12 protein-coding genes are annotated in these 15933 nt (G+C 70.0%); 7 read left to right on the forward strand and 5 right to left on the reverse strand.

All coding sequences use genetic code 11. From position 1 onward, the window contains the following. The 3 genes from AC07O4_RS15700 to AC07O4_RS15710 form a co-directional block, all read right to left on the reverse strand. Entirely contained in the window at positions 1–2496 is a 2496-nt protein-coding gene (locus tag AC07O4_RS15700) for a TonB-dependent receptor (RefSeq protein ID WP_495305039.1), read from the reverse strand. Positions 2497–2567: 71 nt separating this feature from the next. Then, positions 2568–3566 carry a FecR family protein gene (locus tag AC07O4_RS15705; protein ID WP_495305040.1) on the reverse strand — a complete coding sequence of 333 codons (999 nt, stop codon included), beginning with the start codon at positions 3564–3566 and terminating at the stop codon, positions 2568–2570. Further along, on the reverse strand, positions 3563–4135 hold the full coding sequence (locus tag AC07O4_RS15710) for an RNA polymerase sigma factor (protein WP_223301388.1): 573 nt from the start codon (positions 4133–4135) through the stop codon (positions 3563–3565). Before AC07O4_RS15710 ends, AC07O4_RS15705 begins: the two co-directional genes overlap by 4 nt. Positions 4136–4448: 313 nt before the next feature. Here AC07O4_RS15710 and AC07O4_RS15715 point away from each other — a divergent pair, with 313 nt between their 5' ends. The 3 genes from AC07O4_RS15715 to AC07O4_RS15725 all read left to right on the forward strand — a co-directional run bounded on the left by AC07O4_RS15715 (position 4449) and on the right by AC07O4_RS15725 (position 9659). Then, the gene (locus tag AC07O4_RS15715) at positions 4449–4796 is read left to right on the forward strand and encodes an STN domain-containing protein (protein ID WP_495305041.1); all 348 of its coding nucleotides are present in this window, start codon (positions 4449–4451) and stop codon (positions 4794–4796) included. A gap of 194 nt (positions 4797–4990) precedes the next feature. Next, positions 4991–7714 carry a sensor domain-containing diguanylate cyclase gene (locus tag AC07O4_RS15720; protein ID WP_495305042.1) on the forward strand — a complete coding sequence of 908 codons (2724 nt, stop codon included), beginning with the start codon at positions 4991–4993 and terminating at the stop codon, positions 7712–7714. Between the two features lie 46 nt (positions 7715–7760). Next, positions 7761–9659: a GspE/PulE family protein gene (locus tag AC07O4_RS15725; RefSeq protein WP_495305043.1), complete on the forward strand. Its 1899-nt coding sequence runs from the start codon at positions 7761–7763 to the stop codon at positions 9657–9659. A gap of 27 nt (positions 9660–9686) precedes the next feature. Here AC07O4_RS15725 and AC07O4_RS15730 read toward each other — a convergent pair whose 3' ends face one another. Next, the gene (locus tag AC07O4_RS15730; protein ID WP_062477265.1) at positions 9687–10376 is read right to left on the reverse strand and encodes an EAL domain-containing protein; all 690 of its coding nucleotides are present in this window, start codon (positions 10374–10376) and stop codon (positions 9687–9689) included. Positions 10377–10840: 464 nt separating this feature from the next. Here AC07O4_RS15730 and AC07O4_RS15735 point away from each other — a divergent pair, with 464 nt between their 5' ends. The 4 genes from AC07O4_RS15735 to AC07O4_RS15750 are packed head-to-tail and all read left to right on the forward strand — an operon-like array spanning position 10841 to position 14937. Further along, the gene (locus tag AC07O4_RS15735; RefSeq protein ID WP_495305044.1) at positions 10841–11305 is read left to right on the forward strand and encodes a Csu type fimbrial protein; all 465 of its coding nucleotides are present in this window, start codon (positions 10841–10843) and stop codon (positions 11303–11305) included. Positions 11306–11313: 8 nt separating this feature from the next. Continuing rightward, positions 11314–12123: a fimbrial biogenesis chaperone gene (locus AC07O4_RS15740; RefSeq protein WP_495305045.1), complete on the forward strand. Its 810-nt coding sequence runs from the start codon at positions 11314–11316 to the stop codon at positions 12121–12123. A gap of 1 nt (position 12124) precedes the next feature. Beyond that, complete coding sequence (locus tag AC07O4_RS15745) at positions 12125–14446, forward strand: fimbria/pilus outer membrane usher protein (RefSeq protein WP_495305046.1); 2322 nt, start codon at positions 12125–12127, stop codon at positions 14444–14446. Then, positions 14416–14937 carry a Csu type fimbrial protein gene (locus AC07O4_RS15750; protein ID WP_495305047.1) on the forward strand — a complete coding sequence of 174 codons (522 nt, stop codon included), beginning with the start codon at positions 14416–14418 and terminating at the stop codon, positions 14935–14937. The genes AC07O4_RS15745 and AC07O4_RS15750 overlap by 31 nt, the downstream gene beginning before the upstream one ends. A gap of 4 nt (positions 14938–14941) precedes the next feature. Here the strand turns inward: AC07O4_RS15750 and AC07O4_RS15755 are convergent, their stop codons facing one another. Continuing rightward, positions 14942–15919, reverse strand: a complete 978-nt coding sequence (locus AC07O4_RS15755) for an NAD(P)H-dependent flavin oxidoreductase (protein WP_062477251.1) — start codon at positions 15917–15919, stop codon at positions 14942–14944. Between the last annotated feature and the right edge of the window lie 14 nt (positions 15920–15933).

Below are 15933 nucleotides of genomic sequence, written 5' to 3' on the forward strand. Positions count from 1 at the left end.
TCAGAACGGAACGTTGACGTTCACGCCGATGGTGCGCGCGGGCACGAGCGCCGCGGTCACCAGGTTCGGGTTCGCGTTGAGTCCGGTTTCGATCGACACGATGCCGCGCTTGTTCGTCAGGTTGCGCACGTAGGCCGAGACGCTGAAGCGCTTGAAGTCGATGCCCGCCTGCAGGTCGACCAGCGTGTAGGCCGGCATGTTGATGCTCGGAATGGCCGTGCTGCCGCGGTAGCCCGCATCGCGCTTGCCGGTGTAGCGCGCGCTGATGCCGACGTAGGCCGGGTGGTCGGCCAGGCTGAAGTTGCGCGTCACGCCCAGCGTGGCGGCAAAGCGCGGCGTGTGCGGCAGGCGCGCGCCGGCCTTGGCGCCCAGGCCCTTGGCATCCTCGGTCAGGCGCGCATCGACGGCCGCGGCATTGGCGGTGAAGCGCCATTCCTTGCTGGGCTTCCAGTTGAGCGTGACTTCGCTGCCCTTGATGCGGGCCGCGCCCGCGTTGGTGACGAACACGAAGGCGCCGCTGCGCGTGGGCTGCTGCACGCCGGTCCACTCGATGTCGTACAGCGCCGCCTCCAGCGACAGCGTGCGGTCCAGCAGGTCGGCCTTGTAGCCCAGCTCGTAGCTCCACAGCGAGTCGGAGTTGTACATCGGCTGCACCACGTTGCGGTCGGTGTCGGCCTTGAGCACGTTGGGACCGCCGGGGCGGTAGCCGCTGGCCGCGCGGAAGTACATGGTGCTCGTGTCCGACAGCGTGTACTTGGCCGCGGCCAGGTAGGTGGTCGGGCTTTCCGACGAGGTGCCGGCGGCACTGGCGGCGACCGACCCGACGAGCTGGCCGGTCTGGCGGCTGGCGTACTTCTGGTTGTTGCGCGCCAGGCGCACGCCGCCGGTGAGCGAGAACTTGGGCGTCACGTTCCAGGTGACGTCGCCGTAGGCCGCCTCCTCGCGGTAGCGCGAGGACTGCGTCGAGGTCAGCAGGCCGAGGCTGCGGCCCCCGATCAGGTTGGCGTCCATGACGCCGTTGTTGCTGCCGCGTTCGCGGTTCAGGTACAGGCCGGCCAGCCACTCGATGGTGGTGCCCGAGCGCGAGGTCAGGCGGAACTCCTGGCTGACGCGGTGCTGCTCTACGGCGCTGTTCACCGGCACCGAGGCCACCGGCACGCGCAGCGCGCTCAGCAGCGGCCCGTAGCGGCCGGTGACGTCGACGGTGTTGTTGATCTTCACGTCCTGCGCGGAGGTGATCGAGTTCAGGCGGGCCCAGCCGAAGTCGTATTCCACGTCCAGCCCGAACAGCTGCGTGAGGTTGCTGTACGACTCGTTGGCCGACAGCTGGCGCGTGCGCTCCCGCGTCCAGGGGCGCAGCGTGCGCTGGTCCATGTCCTCGAAGCCCAGGCCCTTGCGATGCACGTCCTGCACGGTGCCCGTGAGGCGCACCGTGAGTTCGCGCGTGGGCGTGAGCAGCAGCGAGACCCGGCCGCCGTCGGTGTGGCCGCGGTCGATGTTGCGCCCGCGCGCCAGGCCCGTGGCGTCGTAGCTGCCGCCGAACTGGTCGGTGAAGGCGGCGAAGCGCACGGCCGCCACGTCTTCCTTGAGCGGCACGTTGAGCACCGCGCCGGTCGTGAAGCCCGGACCGCCGCCCTGCGTCCACGAGGTGCCCAGCTTCACCGAGCCCGCGAACTCCATGGTGTCGGGCTGGTTGGTCACGTACTTGAGCACGCCGCTCATGGCGCCCGCGCCGTACAGCGTGCCCTGCGGGCCGCGCAGCACCTCGATGTGGCTCAGGTCGAGCATGCCCATGTCCAGCGGCGTATTGCCACCGCTCGCGCCGGCCGAGCTCATGCCGGTGGCCACGTCGTCCACGTACACGCCCACGGTCGCGATGCCCTGCACCGGGCCGGTGGTCAGCCCGCGCATGGTGAGCGTGCCGCCCACGCTGCCGCTGCTGGTGAGGTTCACGCCCGGCTGCTCGGCCACGTAGTCGGCCAGGTTCTTCGCGCCCGCGCGTTCCAGTGCCTGCGCCTTCATCACGTTGACCTGCATCGGGATCTCGCGCACCGGCTCGCGGCGGCGCGTGGCGGTGATGGTGACGCTGTCGAGCGACTGCGGCGCCTCGTCGGCCTGCGGCTTCGCAGCGGCGGCCGTGTAGATCACGATGGCGCCGTCGTCACCGCGGCGCGTCTGCAGCGGCGTGCCTTCGAGCAGCCGCGCCAGCGCGTCCTGCGGCGACAGCGCGCCCTTCACGCCGCGCGTGGCCACGCCCTTCACGTCGTCGACCTTGTAGAGCAGCTGCACGCCGCCCTGCGCGATGTAGGCGTCCAGCGCGGTCTTGAGATCGCCACCGCTCACGTCGAAGCCCTGCGGCGGGGCCTGCGTCTGTGCGTGCGCGGCCATGCCGCTGGCCAGCGCCCACGCGCCGCCGATGACCCAGGGGCGCAGTGCGCCGTACGTTCGCTTCTTCTTCTGGGGCGGCAGGCCGGTGCGGGGCGCGGTGCGATTCATTGTGTGTGTCTCCAGCGTGGTTATTTGTTTGGGTACCCACTGAGACGAATGCCCCGTCACATTCCGGTAATTTACGGATTCGAAATTCTGATTTCGTTGCCGCTCTCATGCGCGGCAAGACCGAAGCCCTGCTTGAGAAGCCCCACGAAGCCGCTCATGTTGTTCGCATCGAAGCTGCCGCCGATGCGCACCTGCGCGATGACCGGGTCGGCGATCACGAGCTTGCGCAGGTTGTAGCGGTTGAACTGCGCGGCCGCGTCGCCCAGCGTGGTCTGGTCGAACACGAGCTTGCCTTCGCGCCAGCTGAGTTCGTCGTCGACCTGCTTGGGTGCCTTGGACATCACGAGCACGTTGTCGGCATGCGTGACCGCGGCCTGGTTGCGCGTGAGCACGGTGGGCTCGGCGCTTCGGGCATCGGGCTTGGCCGCGGCGATCTGTACGCGCCCCTCCTCCACCGTCACGTTCACCTGCTCGCCCTGGCGCCGCACGAGGAAGCGCGTGCCCAGCACGGTGATGCGGCGGTCGCCGGCGATGACGACGAAGGGATGGTTCTTGTCGTGCGCGATGTCGAAGTAGGCCTCGCCCGCATCGAGCCACACCTTGCGCCCGCTGTCGTTCACGGCCGTGCGCACCTGCGTGGCGGTGTTCAGCGTGAGCTTGGAGCCGTCGGACAACGCGACCGACTGGCGCGCACCCACGACTGTGGCGTAGTGCTGGCCGCGTTCTTCCTGCGTGTACTGCCAGCCGAGCCAGGCCGTGCCTGCGGCGGCCACCAGCACGCCGGCGGCGATGCGCTGCAGCGAGAAGCGCGACAGGCGTTGAGGCGGACGCGCCGTCTGCGGCTGTGGTGCAGGCGTCGGCGCGGGGATCGGGATCGCCGGCGTGCGCAGCGCGCCCAGCCGGTCGCCGCGCTCCCAGGCGCTGGACAGCCGCAGCCAGGCCACGCGGTGGGCGATGGAGGCGGCGATCCAGGCGTCCAGCTGCTGCTGGTCGGTGTCGGTCCAGTCGCCGCTGTCGCGGCGGGCCAGCCAGTCGGCGGCCAACGATTCGATGCGCTGGGCTTCGCTCATGGTGAGAGCCTCCGCTCGTTCTGCGCTCGCCCGAAGGCCTTGGTGTCCAGTTGCACGCCGCCCGACAGCAGGGCGTCGGCCAGGGCGCGCACGCCGCGCGACACCTGCCGCTCGACCGTGTCCTCGGTGATGCCCAGCTGCGTGGCGACCTCGCGCTGCGAGAGCCCGTCGATCTTGCGCATCTCGACCACGCGGCGGCACTTGGAGGGCAGCGCGTCGAGCGCCGTCTGCAGCAGCCGCAGCTCGCCGCGGCCGGCGGCGTGGCGCTCGGGCGTGAGCTCGTCGGCCGAGAAATCGAGCGCGTCGAGGTCGGCAATGATCTCGATGGAAACGATCTGCGCGCGCCGGGCGCGGTCGATCAGCAGGTTGCGCGCGGTGGCAAAAACGAAAGGCTTGACCTGGTCGGGCATGGATCTGGAGGCGGACTCGTAAATGCGCACGTAGACGTCCTGCCGCAGGTCGGGCACTTCGGCGTCGTCGCGCCAGTTGCGGCGAAGGAAGCGCGTGAGCGCGGCTTCCATCGGCAGCACCTCGCTGACGAACCAGGCATCCAAGTCACTGAGAACCACGAAGCGCTCCTGGAAATTGAAGGGCCGACACACAAAGCGGCAGGTCGCCGGGATTGGCGACAGACAGTGAGACGAACGGCCCGAAGATTTCCGGTAACGCGCGAAGGCCCGCCGGCGAAATTTCCTTGAATTCCCATGCCCGGCGGCGGACCCGGAAATTCTAGAAGGCCGGGCCCGAGGGCTTTTCCCCCTTGCCCCGTTACCGGAAAGTGCGCTCGAACTCGTCTCACCGGGGGCAGAAGAAAAACCAATTCGCGGAAAACAGACCGACATGATTCGAATCCGGAGGCAGCCCCCCACCTTCCTTGCCCTCTTGCTCACCCGCCCCCGCCTTGCCTTCGTGGCCGCCGCCGGCCTGCTGGCGACGGGGCTGGCCTGCGCCCACGCGCGGGAGTTCGACGTGAAGGGCGGCGAGCTGCGGCCCGCGCTCGACGCCTACATCGCGCAGTCGGGCGTGCAGCTCATCTACAAGATGGAAGACGTCAAGGACCTCTCGACCCGGGGCATCAGGGGAAAGGTCGCCGCCGACGCGGCGCTGGAGCGCCTGCTCGACGGCACGCGCCTGCGCGTGCGGCGCGGGCAGGACGGCGCGATGGTGCTCATCGCGCCGGCCCGCTCGCCCGCGGCCGCCCGATCGGAGCCGCCGCCGCGCGTCGAGTAATACGATTGGTTTCCCTCGCGCACCTGCGCAACACTCCGGCCCCCGGGAACCCCGCGAGATGCACCGCAATGGCGCGCATTTCTCGCACTTTCTGACACACTAGCTGCGCAACGCGCGAAGGGTGTGTGCCGTGCCCCCCTGGCCGGCCCGGCCGGTGGTCCCCGCCGCTTCGCTGCACCGCCTGCACGACGCCCATGAAACTCTTCGCGACCGCGAAACGCCGCATCAGCCTGAACACGCGCCTCAGCGTCGGCGTTGCGGCCGTCGTGCTGGCCACCACCTTCATCATCGCCACGGTGGCGCTGCACCTGGTCAAGAGCCGCATGCAGGCCTCGATCGCCAACGAGGAGTTCGCGCGGCTGTCGGCCATCGCGAGCGCGGTGGAGCAGAAGTTCGCCAGCCGGCGCATCCTGCTGAAGACGATCGCCGAGAGCGTGGGCTCGCACGGCATCACGAACGCCGCGCCGCTGCAGGCTTTTCTGGAAAAGCACCAGTCCTTGCGGGCGGCGTTCGACAACGTCGCCTTCCTGGACACGGACGGCGAGCTGGTCGCCAACCTGAACGGCGCGCGACAGATCGGCAAGGTGAACGTGAAGGACCGCGCGTACTTCAAGGACACGGTCGCCGCACGCACGGGCGTGATCTCCGAGCCTTACCGCAACCGGCTCAACGGCCTGGCGCAGGTCGCCATCACCGAGCCGGTGCTCGATGCGGCCGGCCGGGTGCTGTTCGTGATCTCGGGCTCCATCAACCTGAAGGACCGCAACATCCTGGGCGAGCTGGCCGACGTGCGCTTCGGCCAGACGGGCTACGTGTTCATCACCACCGCCGACGGCATCGTGATCGACCACCCGCTGGCCGACCGCGTGCTCAAGCAGGCCAACATGGCCATGGCCGACGACGCGCCCGACCTGGACCGCGCGATCGGCGGCTTCGAAGGCACCATCGAAGGCGTGAACCATGCGGGCGTGCCCGGCCTGTACGCCTTCAAGCGCATCCGCCAGGCCGACTGGATCATGGGCTCGATGTACCCGCGCCACGAGGCCTTTGCCCGCATCGAAGCCATCGAGCGCACCGCGTGGATCGGCGCCATCGTGCTGGCGCTGCTGGCCGGCGCGCTGGCGCTGGCCGTGGTGCGCCAGCAGCTGCGCCCGCTCACCGGGCTGCACCGCCACATGCTCGACGCCCACGCGGCGCCCGCGCAGGCGGCCGTGGCGCGCACCTACCCGGACGACGAGATCGGTGACCTCTCGCGCACCTTCGACCGGCTCATGCAGCAGCACCAGGCCAGCGAGAAGTTCCTGCGCGACATCACCGACAACCTGCCGGCCATGATCTCGCACGCCGACGCGCAGGGCCGCTACACCTTCGTGAATGCGCGGCTGTGCGAAGAGCTGGGCTACAGCGCCGAGGAGCTGGTGGGCCAGCCCGTGCAGAGCATGAGCGGCCTGCACGACGACCCGACGCTCGAGCACAACCTGCGGCGCGTGCTGGCCGGCGAGGCCGTGTCCTTCGAGCGGCGCGGCGCCGCGCACCGCGACGAGGAAGAGCACTTCTTCCAGACCGACTTCATCCCCGAACTCGACGCGCAGGGGCGGGTGTGCGGCTACTACGCGATGACCTTCGACATCACGCAGCGCAAGCACATCGAGCTCGAGCTGGCGCACAGCGAGGCGCAGATCCGCACCATCGCCGACAACATTCCCGCGCTGGTCTCGCACGTCGACGCCGCGCTGTACTACACCTTCGTCAATGCCAAGGTGCGCACGCTGCACCACGGCCAGCCGCTGGTGGGCCAGTGGATGCCGGCCGTGCGAGGCGCGGCCGATTTCGCGGTGGTGCGGCCCCACATGGAGCGCGCGCTGGCGGGCGAGACGGTGATCGTCGAGAAGGCCGGCGACGCGGCGCTGGGCATCGGCGACCGCACCTTCAAGGCCCACTACATCCCCGACCAGGACGCCGAGGGCATGGTGCACGGCGTGTTCGCGATGACCTTCGACATCACCGACGAAGTGAACATCCGCCGCGCCCTCACGCAGCAGGAAAAGCGCCTGCGCGACGTGACCGACAACATCCCCGCGCTGGTCGCCTACTTCGACCGCGACGAGAACTGCCTGTACGGCAACAGCCGCGCGCGGCGCATGGCGGGCCTGGACGAGCGCGTGCCGCTGGACGGCGTGACGCTGCGCTCGGCCGTGGGCGAGGCGGTGTACGTGCAGCACACGCCCCACCTGCCCACGGTGCTCGCCGGCAGGGCCACGCAGTACCCGGTGCAGGTGCCGATCGATGACCGGGAGGCGCACTTCCAGGTGAACCTGATTCCCGACAAGGACCTGGCGGGCCACACGGCGGGCTTCTACCTCATGACCTTCAACGTCACGGCGCTGAAGGAGGCCGAGCGCAAGCTCATCGAGCTGGCGCGCATGGACGTGCTGACCGGCCTGCCGAACCGCCTGGCCTTCAACGAGCAGCTGCCCGCGGCGATGTCGCGCGTGCGCCGCGCCGAAGGCGGCATGGCGCTGATGTTCCTGGACATCGACCACTTCAAGGCCATCAACGACACGCTCGGCCATTCCACCGGCGACGGCGTGCTGGCCGAATATGCGCGCCGCCTGCGCGCCAGCGTGCGCGAGACCGACACCGTGGTGCGCCTGGCCGGCGACGAGTTCGTGATCGTGCTGGAGAACGTGCACTCGCAGGACGCGGTGGCGGGCGTGGCGCACAAGATCGTCTCGCAGATCGCGGCGCCGGCGTTCCCCGTGGAAGGCCGGCGGCTGGACGTCACGACCAGCATCGGCATCGTGTTCGTCGAGACGGTCGATGCCACCGTCGGTGCCGGCGAACTGCTCGCGCGGGCGGACACGGCGCTCTACGCGGCCAAGTCGCAGGGCCGCAACCGTTTCGCGTTTTACCGTTAGCGTCGGCACACCCGCCGCACCCCCACAACCACCAGGAGATCGATCCATGGCAGCCACCGAAGTCGTCATGCCCGAACAGCTCGTGCAGGAGCTCGACCTGCAAAGCCGCATGCCGATCGCGCGCATCGGCCAGGCGCTGATGTCGCTGGGCATGATCACGCAGGCGCAACTCGACGCGGCGCTCCAGCAGCAGCAGCGCGAGCCCACGGTGCCGCTGGGCGAGACGCTGGTGCGCATGGGCGTCGTGAGCCGGGGCCAGCTGCAGACCGCGCTGGTGCGCAAGATGGGCTACCCGCTGGTGAACCTGCATGTGTTTCCGGCCGCGGCCGACGCGCTGCGCAAGGTGGGCCACGAAGCCGCGCGGCGCCTGCAGGTCATGCCGCTCATGCTGCACGGCGGGCGCCTGGTGCTGGCGCTCGACGACCCGGTCAACCGGCACGCGGTGATCGACGAGGTGGAGTTCATCGCGCAGACGAAGATCATTCCCGTGCTGGGCCAGTGCCTGGACCTGGACGGCGTGCTGCACAAGGCCTACGAGAAGGTCGGCCAGGTGGCGGCCGAGCGCCCGGTGATCGACATGAACGACCCGATGCGTCCGCTCGAGTTCGACATGACGGGCACCAGCACGCTGCTGAAGACGCTCGAGAAGGAAGAATCGGCCGCCGCGCCCGCCGCCGGCGAGCCGCCCGTGGAGCAGTCGGACAACTCGCTGGTGCGCATGATCAACAGCATGATCCTCGAAGCGCACCGCGAGGGCGCCTCCGACATCCACATCGAGAGCGATCCGGGACAGGAAAAGACGCGCATCCGCTTTCGCCGCGACGGCCGGCTCTACACCTACCTGGAGCTGCCGCCCAGCTACCGCAACGCGGTGGTGGCGCGCGTGAAGATCATGTGCGACCTGGACATCAGCGAAAAGCGCAAGCCGCAGGACGGCAAGATCAACTTCTCGAAGTACTCGCCGCAGCACCGCATCGAGCTGCGCGTGGCCACCATCCCGACCAACAACGGCCTGGAAGACGTGGTGATGCGCATCCTGGCCTCGGCCAAGCCCATCGCGCTCGATGCGCTGGGCTTGTCCGAGCGCAACCTGGCGCAGTTTTCGCAGGCGGTCGACCGGCCCTACGGCATGGTGCTGTGCGTGGGCCCGACGGGCTCGGGCAAGACCACCACGCTGCACTCGGCGCTCATGCGCATCAACACGCCCGAGCGCAAGATCTGGACCGCCGAAGACCCGATCGAGATCACGCAGCCGGGCCTGCGCCAGGTGCAGGTCAACCCGCGCATCGACTGGACCTTTGCCAAGGCGCTGCGCGCCTTCGTGCGCGCCGACCCCGACGTGATCATGGTCGGCGAGATCCGCGACGCCGAGACCGCCAGGACCGCCATCGAGGCCTCGCTCACCGGCCACCTCGTGCTGTCGACGCTGCACACCAACAGTGCGCCCGAAACCGTGACGCGCCTGCTCGACATGGGCATGGACCCGTTCAACTTCGCCGACTCGCTGCTGGCCGTGCTGGCGCAACGGCTGGTGCGCTGCCTGTGCCCGCAGTGCGTGCAGAGCCGCCCGGCGACGAGCGAGGCGGTCGAGGAGCTGCTGGCCGACTACATGCACGCCTTCGGCGCGCAGGACACGCCGGCCGCGCGCGACGCCGTGCGCGCCGAGTGGGTGCAGCGCCACGGGCGCGACGGCCAGCTGCAGACCTACACGAGCACCGGCTGCAAGCACTGCAACGACACCGGGTTCCGGGGCCGCGTGGGCATCCACGAACTGATGGTGATGTCGAGGGAGCTGCGCCGGCTGGTGCAGGGCGGTGCGCGCGCCGAGGAACTGCAGGACGCCGCGATGCGCGAGGGCATGCGCACGCTGCGTCAGGACGGCATCGAGAAGGTGCTGGCGGGCCGGACCACGCTCGAGGAAGTGCGCGCGACCAGCAACGTCTGACCCCCAACGTCGGAGGTCAGGGAAGGCTCAGGCGGCGGCGTCCCACGCCACTGCCGGCAGCGTGGCGATGGCCGGCCGCGCGAACAGGTAGCCCTGGAACAGCTCCACGCCGATCTCGCGCAAGGCGCGCACCTCTTCGGGCGCCTCCACGCCTTCGGCGATCACGCGGATGCGCAGCTCGTCGCAGGTGGCGACGAAGCCCCGCACGATGGTCAGCCGCACCGGGTCGGCATGGATGCCGCGGATCAGGCTCAGGTCGATCTTCACCACGTCGGGCTGGAACGCGGCCAGCAGCTCGAAGCCCGCGTAGGCGGCGCCGAAGTCGTCGATGGCCGAGGTGAAGCCGTGGCGCTTGAAGGCGCGGAAGGTGTCGGCCAGGCCGTGCAGGTCACGCACGCGCTCGCCCTCGGTGATCTCGAACATCAGCTGGCGCACGGGGAATTTGCAGCGTTTGGCGGCGGCCATGGCGGTGCGGAAGCACTCGGCCTGCCCCGCGACGTCGTTGGGCATGACGTTGAGGCTGAGGCGCGACTTCATGCCCAGGCGCGAGGCGATCTCGATGGCCTTGACGCGGCAGGCTTCGTGGAAGGCGAAGCGGTCGACCGGATCGACGCGCCCCAGCACCTCGGCGGCGCCTTCGCCCGACAGGCCGCGCACCAGCGCCTCGTGCGCATAGATCTCGTGCCGGCCCAGGTCCACGATGGGCTGGAACGCCATGGTGAACCCCGAGGCGAGGCCAGCAGGCGCGGCATCAGCATGTATTTCGGCGATCACGTTGGATGGACCTCGCGGGCAAGGTTGCAATGGCGTTGGATGGCGACTCCCAAGAGCGTAAATGTAAACGGTTCTATACACCGCACGCACCACCCCCCTCCGACAAGAGGTCGCGCCCCATGAAGACATCCGACCTAGGCCCGGCCCAGGCTGTAGACCGAAATCACTCATGAGCTCTCCCGGCCTCGGAAAAATCTGTAGCAAGCTGTCGACGACAGGGCTGCGTCCTATGTCCCATCGGGGAGAGATTGGTTAGAAAGGGGGCGCCCACTACTGGAAACGGTGGGTGGGTTTTCACTGTCGTTCCTGGGTTTCCAGTCACCGATGAAAGGTCCCGTCCGATGCGCCACCAGCCTCGCTCCCTCCTTCGCACACTGGCCCGTACTGTGCTGCCCGTCGGTGCCTTGTTGACATTGCTGCCCGCGCAGGCAGTCACGACGACCACGACCTTCCAGGTCACGGCCACGGTGCTCAAGGCCTGCCTGATGACCACGCCGGCCACGCTGGCGTTCGGGCCGTACGACCCGGCGTCAGCCACCGCCCTGGCCGGCACCACCAGCCTCAACGTGACCTGCACCTTCGGCACGCCCTACTCGCTCGGCCTGAGCGCGGGCGGCGGCTCGGGCGCGACGATCACGAACCGCCTGATGACCAGCCCCACGGCGGCCGCCGGCAACAACACGCTGGGCTACGGCCTCTTCAAGGACAGCGCGCACCAGACCAACTGGGACAACAGCGTCGCCGGCACCGGCTACGTCGGCAACGGGACGCCCCAGACGCAGACGATCTACGGCCTGATTCCCACGGGGCAGTACACCGCGGCGCCGGCCATCGACTACACGGACACGATCACGGTCTCGCTGACCTATTGAGGGCGCCGTTGACCGCCTTCACCGCAGGCCGCCACGGCATGCGTCGCGCCCTGCTGCCAGTCGCATGGGGGGCCGGCCTGCTGCTGGCCGCCCTTGCTCCCGCTCCCGCCGCGGCCACCAGCCTCAGCGTGGCGCCGCTGCGCATCGTGCTCACGCCGCAGCGCCCGGTCGCCTCGCTCACCATGGGCAACGCCGAGGACACCGAGGTCGCCGTGCAGGCCGAGGTGGTGGCGTGGTCGCAGCAGGACGGGCGCGATGCCTACGAACCCACGCGCGACGTGCTGGTCAACCCGGCCATCTTCCGGCTGCCGCCGGGCGGGCGGCAGATCGTGCGCCTCGGGCTGCAGGTGCCGGCCGACGCCGGCGAGCGCAGCTACCGCATCTTCCTGCGCCAGCTGCCGCGCGATCAGGCGCTGCCTGCGGACGGCACCGAGGGCGCGAAGGTGCAGACGCTGCTGCGCATCGGCGTGCCGATCTTCGTGCCGCCGCTGCAGCTGCGCCGTGCGCTGCAATGGTCGCTGCAGCCTTCGGGGCGCGCCACCGGCACGGCAGGCACCGCCTGGCGGCTGGTGTTCGACAACCAGGGCAGCGAGCACATCCAGGTCACGCAGCTCGTGGTGCGCCGCGAGGACGGCACCGAGCTGCTGCGCAAGAGCCTGTCGCAGTACGCGCTGGCCGGGCAGTCGGCCGGCATCGACATCGAACTGCCCGCCCTGCCGCCCGACACCCGGCTGCAGGTCGAGGCCGCCACCGATGCCCCCGAGGCGTCGTCCAGCGCCACCGTGCGCGTGCCCCGTGCGTCCGCCACGCCACGCTAGCTTGTGGGTCTGCTGCGGCTGGCTGGGCCTGCGCGTGGCCTGCGCACAGACCTCACCCGCTGACATGGCGGGCGAGGTGCAGCCCGCGATCCTCGATGTGCGCATCAACGGCCTGAGCCAGCCCGCGCCACGGCCGCTCTTGCGGCGCGGTGCGCAGCTGCTGGCGTCGGCGCCCGACTTCGCGGCCTGGCGCCTGGTGCGGCCCGCCACCGCGGCGCTGCAGCGCGACGGCACCGACTACTACGACCTGCGCGCGCTGCCGGGCGCGCAGCTGCAGCTCGACGAAGGCGCGCAGAGCGTGGACCTGAGCGTGCCCGCCGAGGCGTTCACGCTGGGCACCGTGCATGCGCACGCCGGCGACCGCCCGCCACTGTCGGCGTCGGCCTTCGGGGCCTTTCTCAACTACGACCTGGCCTTGCAGCACGACCGCGAAGGCACGCGCGCCTCGGGCTACTTCGATGCGGCGGCCTCGGCCGACTGGGGCCTGGTGGGCACGAGCCTCGTCGCCGGCCAGTCCGCATTCGGCGGACGCGGCACGACGCGGCTGGACAGCTACTTCCGCCGCGACGACCCCGCGCGGCTCACGCGCCTCACGGTGGGCGACACGATCACGCAGGCCGCCGCATGGTCCACGCCCTTTCGTTTCGGCGGCGTGCAGTTCGGCACCCGCTTCGGCTTGCAGCCCGGCTTCATCAGCTACCCGATGCCGACCCTGCGCGGCGGCGCGGCCGTGCCGTCGGCGGTGGAGGTGTATGTGAACGACACGCTGCGCTATCAACGGCGTGTCGACGCCGGCCCCTTCGCGCTCAGCGACGTGCCGGTGCTCACCGGCGCGGGCGAGATGCGCTTCGCCGTCACCGACGCGCTCGGCGTGCAGCGCACCGTGACCACGCCGTACTACGTGAGTTCGAACCTGCTGCGCGCGGGCCTGTCCGACTACTCGCTCGAAGCCGGCTGGACGCGCCTGCGCTACGGCGAGCGCAGCTTCGACTACGGCCCGCCCTTCGTCGCCGGCACCTGGCGCCACGGCGTGAACGACGGCGTGACCGTCGAGGCGCGCGGCGAGGCCAGTGCACGCAGCCAGACCGCGGGCGCCGGCGTGACCTGGGTCTGGGGCACGCTGGGCGAACTCTCGCTGCACGGCGCCGCCAGCCGCAGCAGGGACGGCGACAGCGGCCGCCTCTGGCGCGCCGCCTACACGCGCACCAGCGACGAATGGAACTTCTCGGTCAGCCGCCAGGTGGCCAGCCGCGGCTTCACGCAGATCGCCTGGCACGACAGCCCCGTGCACACCGACGCGCAGACCCAACTCTTCGCGGGCCGCTCGCTGGGCCGCTACGGCACGCTGGGCGCGAGCCACACGCGGCTGCGCTACAACACCGGCGAGCACATCGGCGTGACCACCGCCAGCTGGTCGATCGGCCTGGGCGGCAACGCCTGGCTCGGCACCTCGGTGGCCCATACGCGCCAGGACGGCAAGCGTTCCATCACCTCGGTGAACGTCAGCCTCAGCTTCACGCTCGGCGAGCGCCAGCACGCCACGCTCTCGGTGCAGCAGCAGAAGCCGGGCGGCCACTCGGCCGTGGCCGAGTGGGTGCAGCAGCCGCCCAACGACATGGGCTGGGGCTACCGGCTGCGCGCCGCCCACGGCGAGAACGCGCGCAGCGAGGCTGCGGTCGATTGGCGCGGTCGCTACGGCATGCTGACGGCCGAAGCCGCGCGCGCCCAGGGCCAGACCGCGGTGCGCCTGCGCGCCAGCGGCGCCGTGGGCTTCGCGGGCGGCGTGGGCTTTGCCACCCGCCAGTCGGACGACGCCTTCGCGCTCGTGACCGTGCCCGGCGCCGCCGGCGTGAAGGTCTACCGCGAGAACCAGCCCTGGACCACCACCGACAGCGAAGGCCGCGCCGTCGTCTCGGGCCTGCGCGCCTACGAGCCCAACCACATCAGCATCGACAACGGCGACCTGCCGATCGAAGCGCAGGTGCGCAGCGACGTGCTGCGCGTGGTGCCGCGCTACAAGGGCGTGGCACAGGCCAGCTTCGACATCGCGCGCGACGCGATCGCGAACGTCACGGTGCTGCTGCCCGACGGCAGCCCGCTGCCGCCGGGCATCGACGTGATGCGCCCGGCGCGCGGCACCTCGCTGCTGTCGGGCTTCAACGGGCTGGTGTCGGTCGACGACCCGCAGCCGAACGAACGCTTCGAGGCGCGATGGAAGCGCGGGCATTGCCGCTTCACGCTGGGCGAACCCGACCGCGCCGCCGGCGCACTGCCTTCGATGGGACCCTACCGATGCGAACCCGTGTCTTCATCTCCGCGCTGACCGCCGCGCTGGCGCTGGCGGGGATGCTGGCCCCGGACACGTCAATGGCTGCGTGCTCGGGCGTGGGCGTGTTCAGCTGCAGCGCCACCGTCAGCGCGACAGCGCTGGCCTTCGGCAACTACGACCCGGCCGCCGCGACGCCCAAGGACAACACCTCGACCGTGACCGTCGCCGGCACGGTCACGGGCCTGGGCATCCTGGTGACGCTGTCGTTCACGATCAGCCTGGACGCGGGCTCGGCCGGCAACATCACCAGCCGGCAGATGGTGGGCCCGGTCGGTGCCACACCGCTGGGCTACAACCTCTACACCACCAACGCGCGCAGCACCGTCTGGGGCCTCAACAGCGTCAGCGACAGCTACAGCGCGCTGGCAAACCTCGGTGGCGTCACCACGCTGCGCCCCCACACCGTCTACGGCCGCATTCCGGCCGCTCAGTACGTGGCGCCGGGCGCCTACAGCAGCACCATCACGGTGACCGTGACGTACTGAAAGCTCAGCCCCTCAGCATGCCCGCCAGCCGCTTGGCGATGAGCTCGTCCGCCTGCGCCATGATGCGGTCGATGAGCTCCGCGCAGCTGGGCACGTCGTGGATCAGCCCGGCCACCATGCCGCAGCTCCAGGCGCCGGCGTCCATGTGGCCCTCGGTCATCACCTTCGGGTAGATGCCGGCGACCTGGTCCATGATGTCGTCGATCTTCAGCGCGTCGCCCTTGGCGCGCTCGATCTCCATGAGGCGCTCCACGCCCGCGTTGTTGATCACGCGCTCGGTGTTGCGCAGCGAGCGCATGATCAGGCGCGTGTCGAGTTCGGAGGCGTTGACGATGGCCTGCTTGACGTTGGCGTGCACCGGCGCTTCCTTGGTGGCGATGAAGCGCGTGCCCATGTTCATGCCCTCGGCGCCCAGCGCGAGCGCGGCCACGAGGCTGCGGCCGTCGGCCATGCCGCCCGAAGCGACGAACGGGATCTTCAGTTCTTCGGCCGCGCGCGGCAGCAGGATCATGTTGGGCACGTCGTCCTCGCCGGGGTGGCCGCCGCACTCGAAGCCGTCGACGCTCACCGCGTCGCAGCCGATGCGCTCGGCCTTGAGCGCGTGGCGCACCGAGGTGCACTTGTGGATCACCTTGATGCCCGCGGCCTTCAGCGCCGGCATGTAGGCCTCGGGGCTGCGGCCCGCGGTTTCCACGGCCTTGATGCCGCCCTCGACGATGGCCGCGATGTACTCGGGGTACGGCGGCGAGGCGAAGGTCGGCAAGAAGGTGAGGTTCACGCCGAAGGGCTTGTCGGTCATCTCGTGGCAGCGCGCGATCTCGCGCGCCAGCAGCTCGGGCGTCTTCTGCGTGAGGCCCGTGATGATCCCCAGGCCGCCGGCGTTGGAGACGGCCGCGGCCAGCTCGGCGAAGCCGACATAGTGCATGCCGCCCTGGATGATCGGGTGGCGGATGCCGAAGAGTTCGGTGATGCGGGTTTTCAAGGGAACGTCCTTTG

The sequence above is a fragment of the Variovorax sp. GW821-FHT09D04 genome (genome assembly GCF_059416405.1).

What these genes read in the sequence shown, in the direction of transcription:
- AC07O4_RS15700 (WP_495305039.1), bottom strand. Translation starts at nt 2,496, where the DNA reads ATGAATCGCACCGCGCCCCGCACCGGCCTGCCGCCCCAGAAGAAGAAG.
- AC07O4_RS15705 (WP_495305040.1), bottom strand. Translation starts at nt 3,566, where the DNA reads ATGAGCGAAGCCCAGCGCATCGAATCGTTGGCCGCCGACTGGCTGGCC.
- AC07O4_RS15720 (WP_495305042.1), top strand. Translation starts at nt 4,991, where the DNA reads ATGAAACTCTTCGCGACCGCGAAACGCCGCATCAGCCTGAACACGCGC.
- AC07O4_RS15725 (WP_495305043.1), top strand. Translation starts at nt 7,761, where the DNA reads ATGGCAGCCACCGAAGTCGTCATGCCCGAACAGCTCGTGCAGGAGCTC.
- AC07O4_RS15730 (WP_062477265.1), bottom strand. Translation starts at nt 10,376, where the DNA reads ATGGCGTTCCAGCCCATCGTGGACCTGGGCCGGCACGAGATCTATGCG.
- AC07O4_RS15750 (WP_495305047.1), top strand. Translation starts at nt 14,416, where the DNA reads ATGCGAACCCGTGTCTTCATCTCCGCGCTGACCGCCGCGCTGGCGCTG.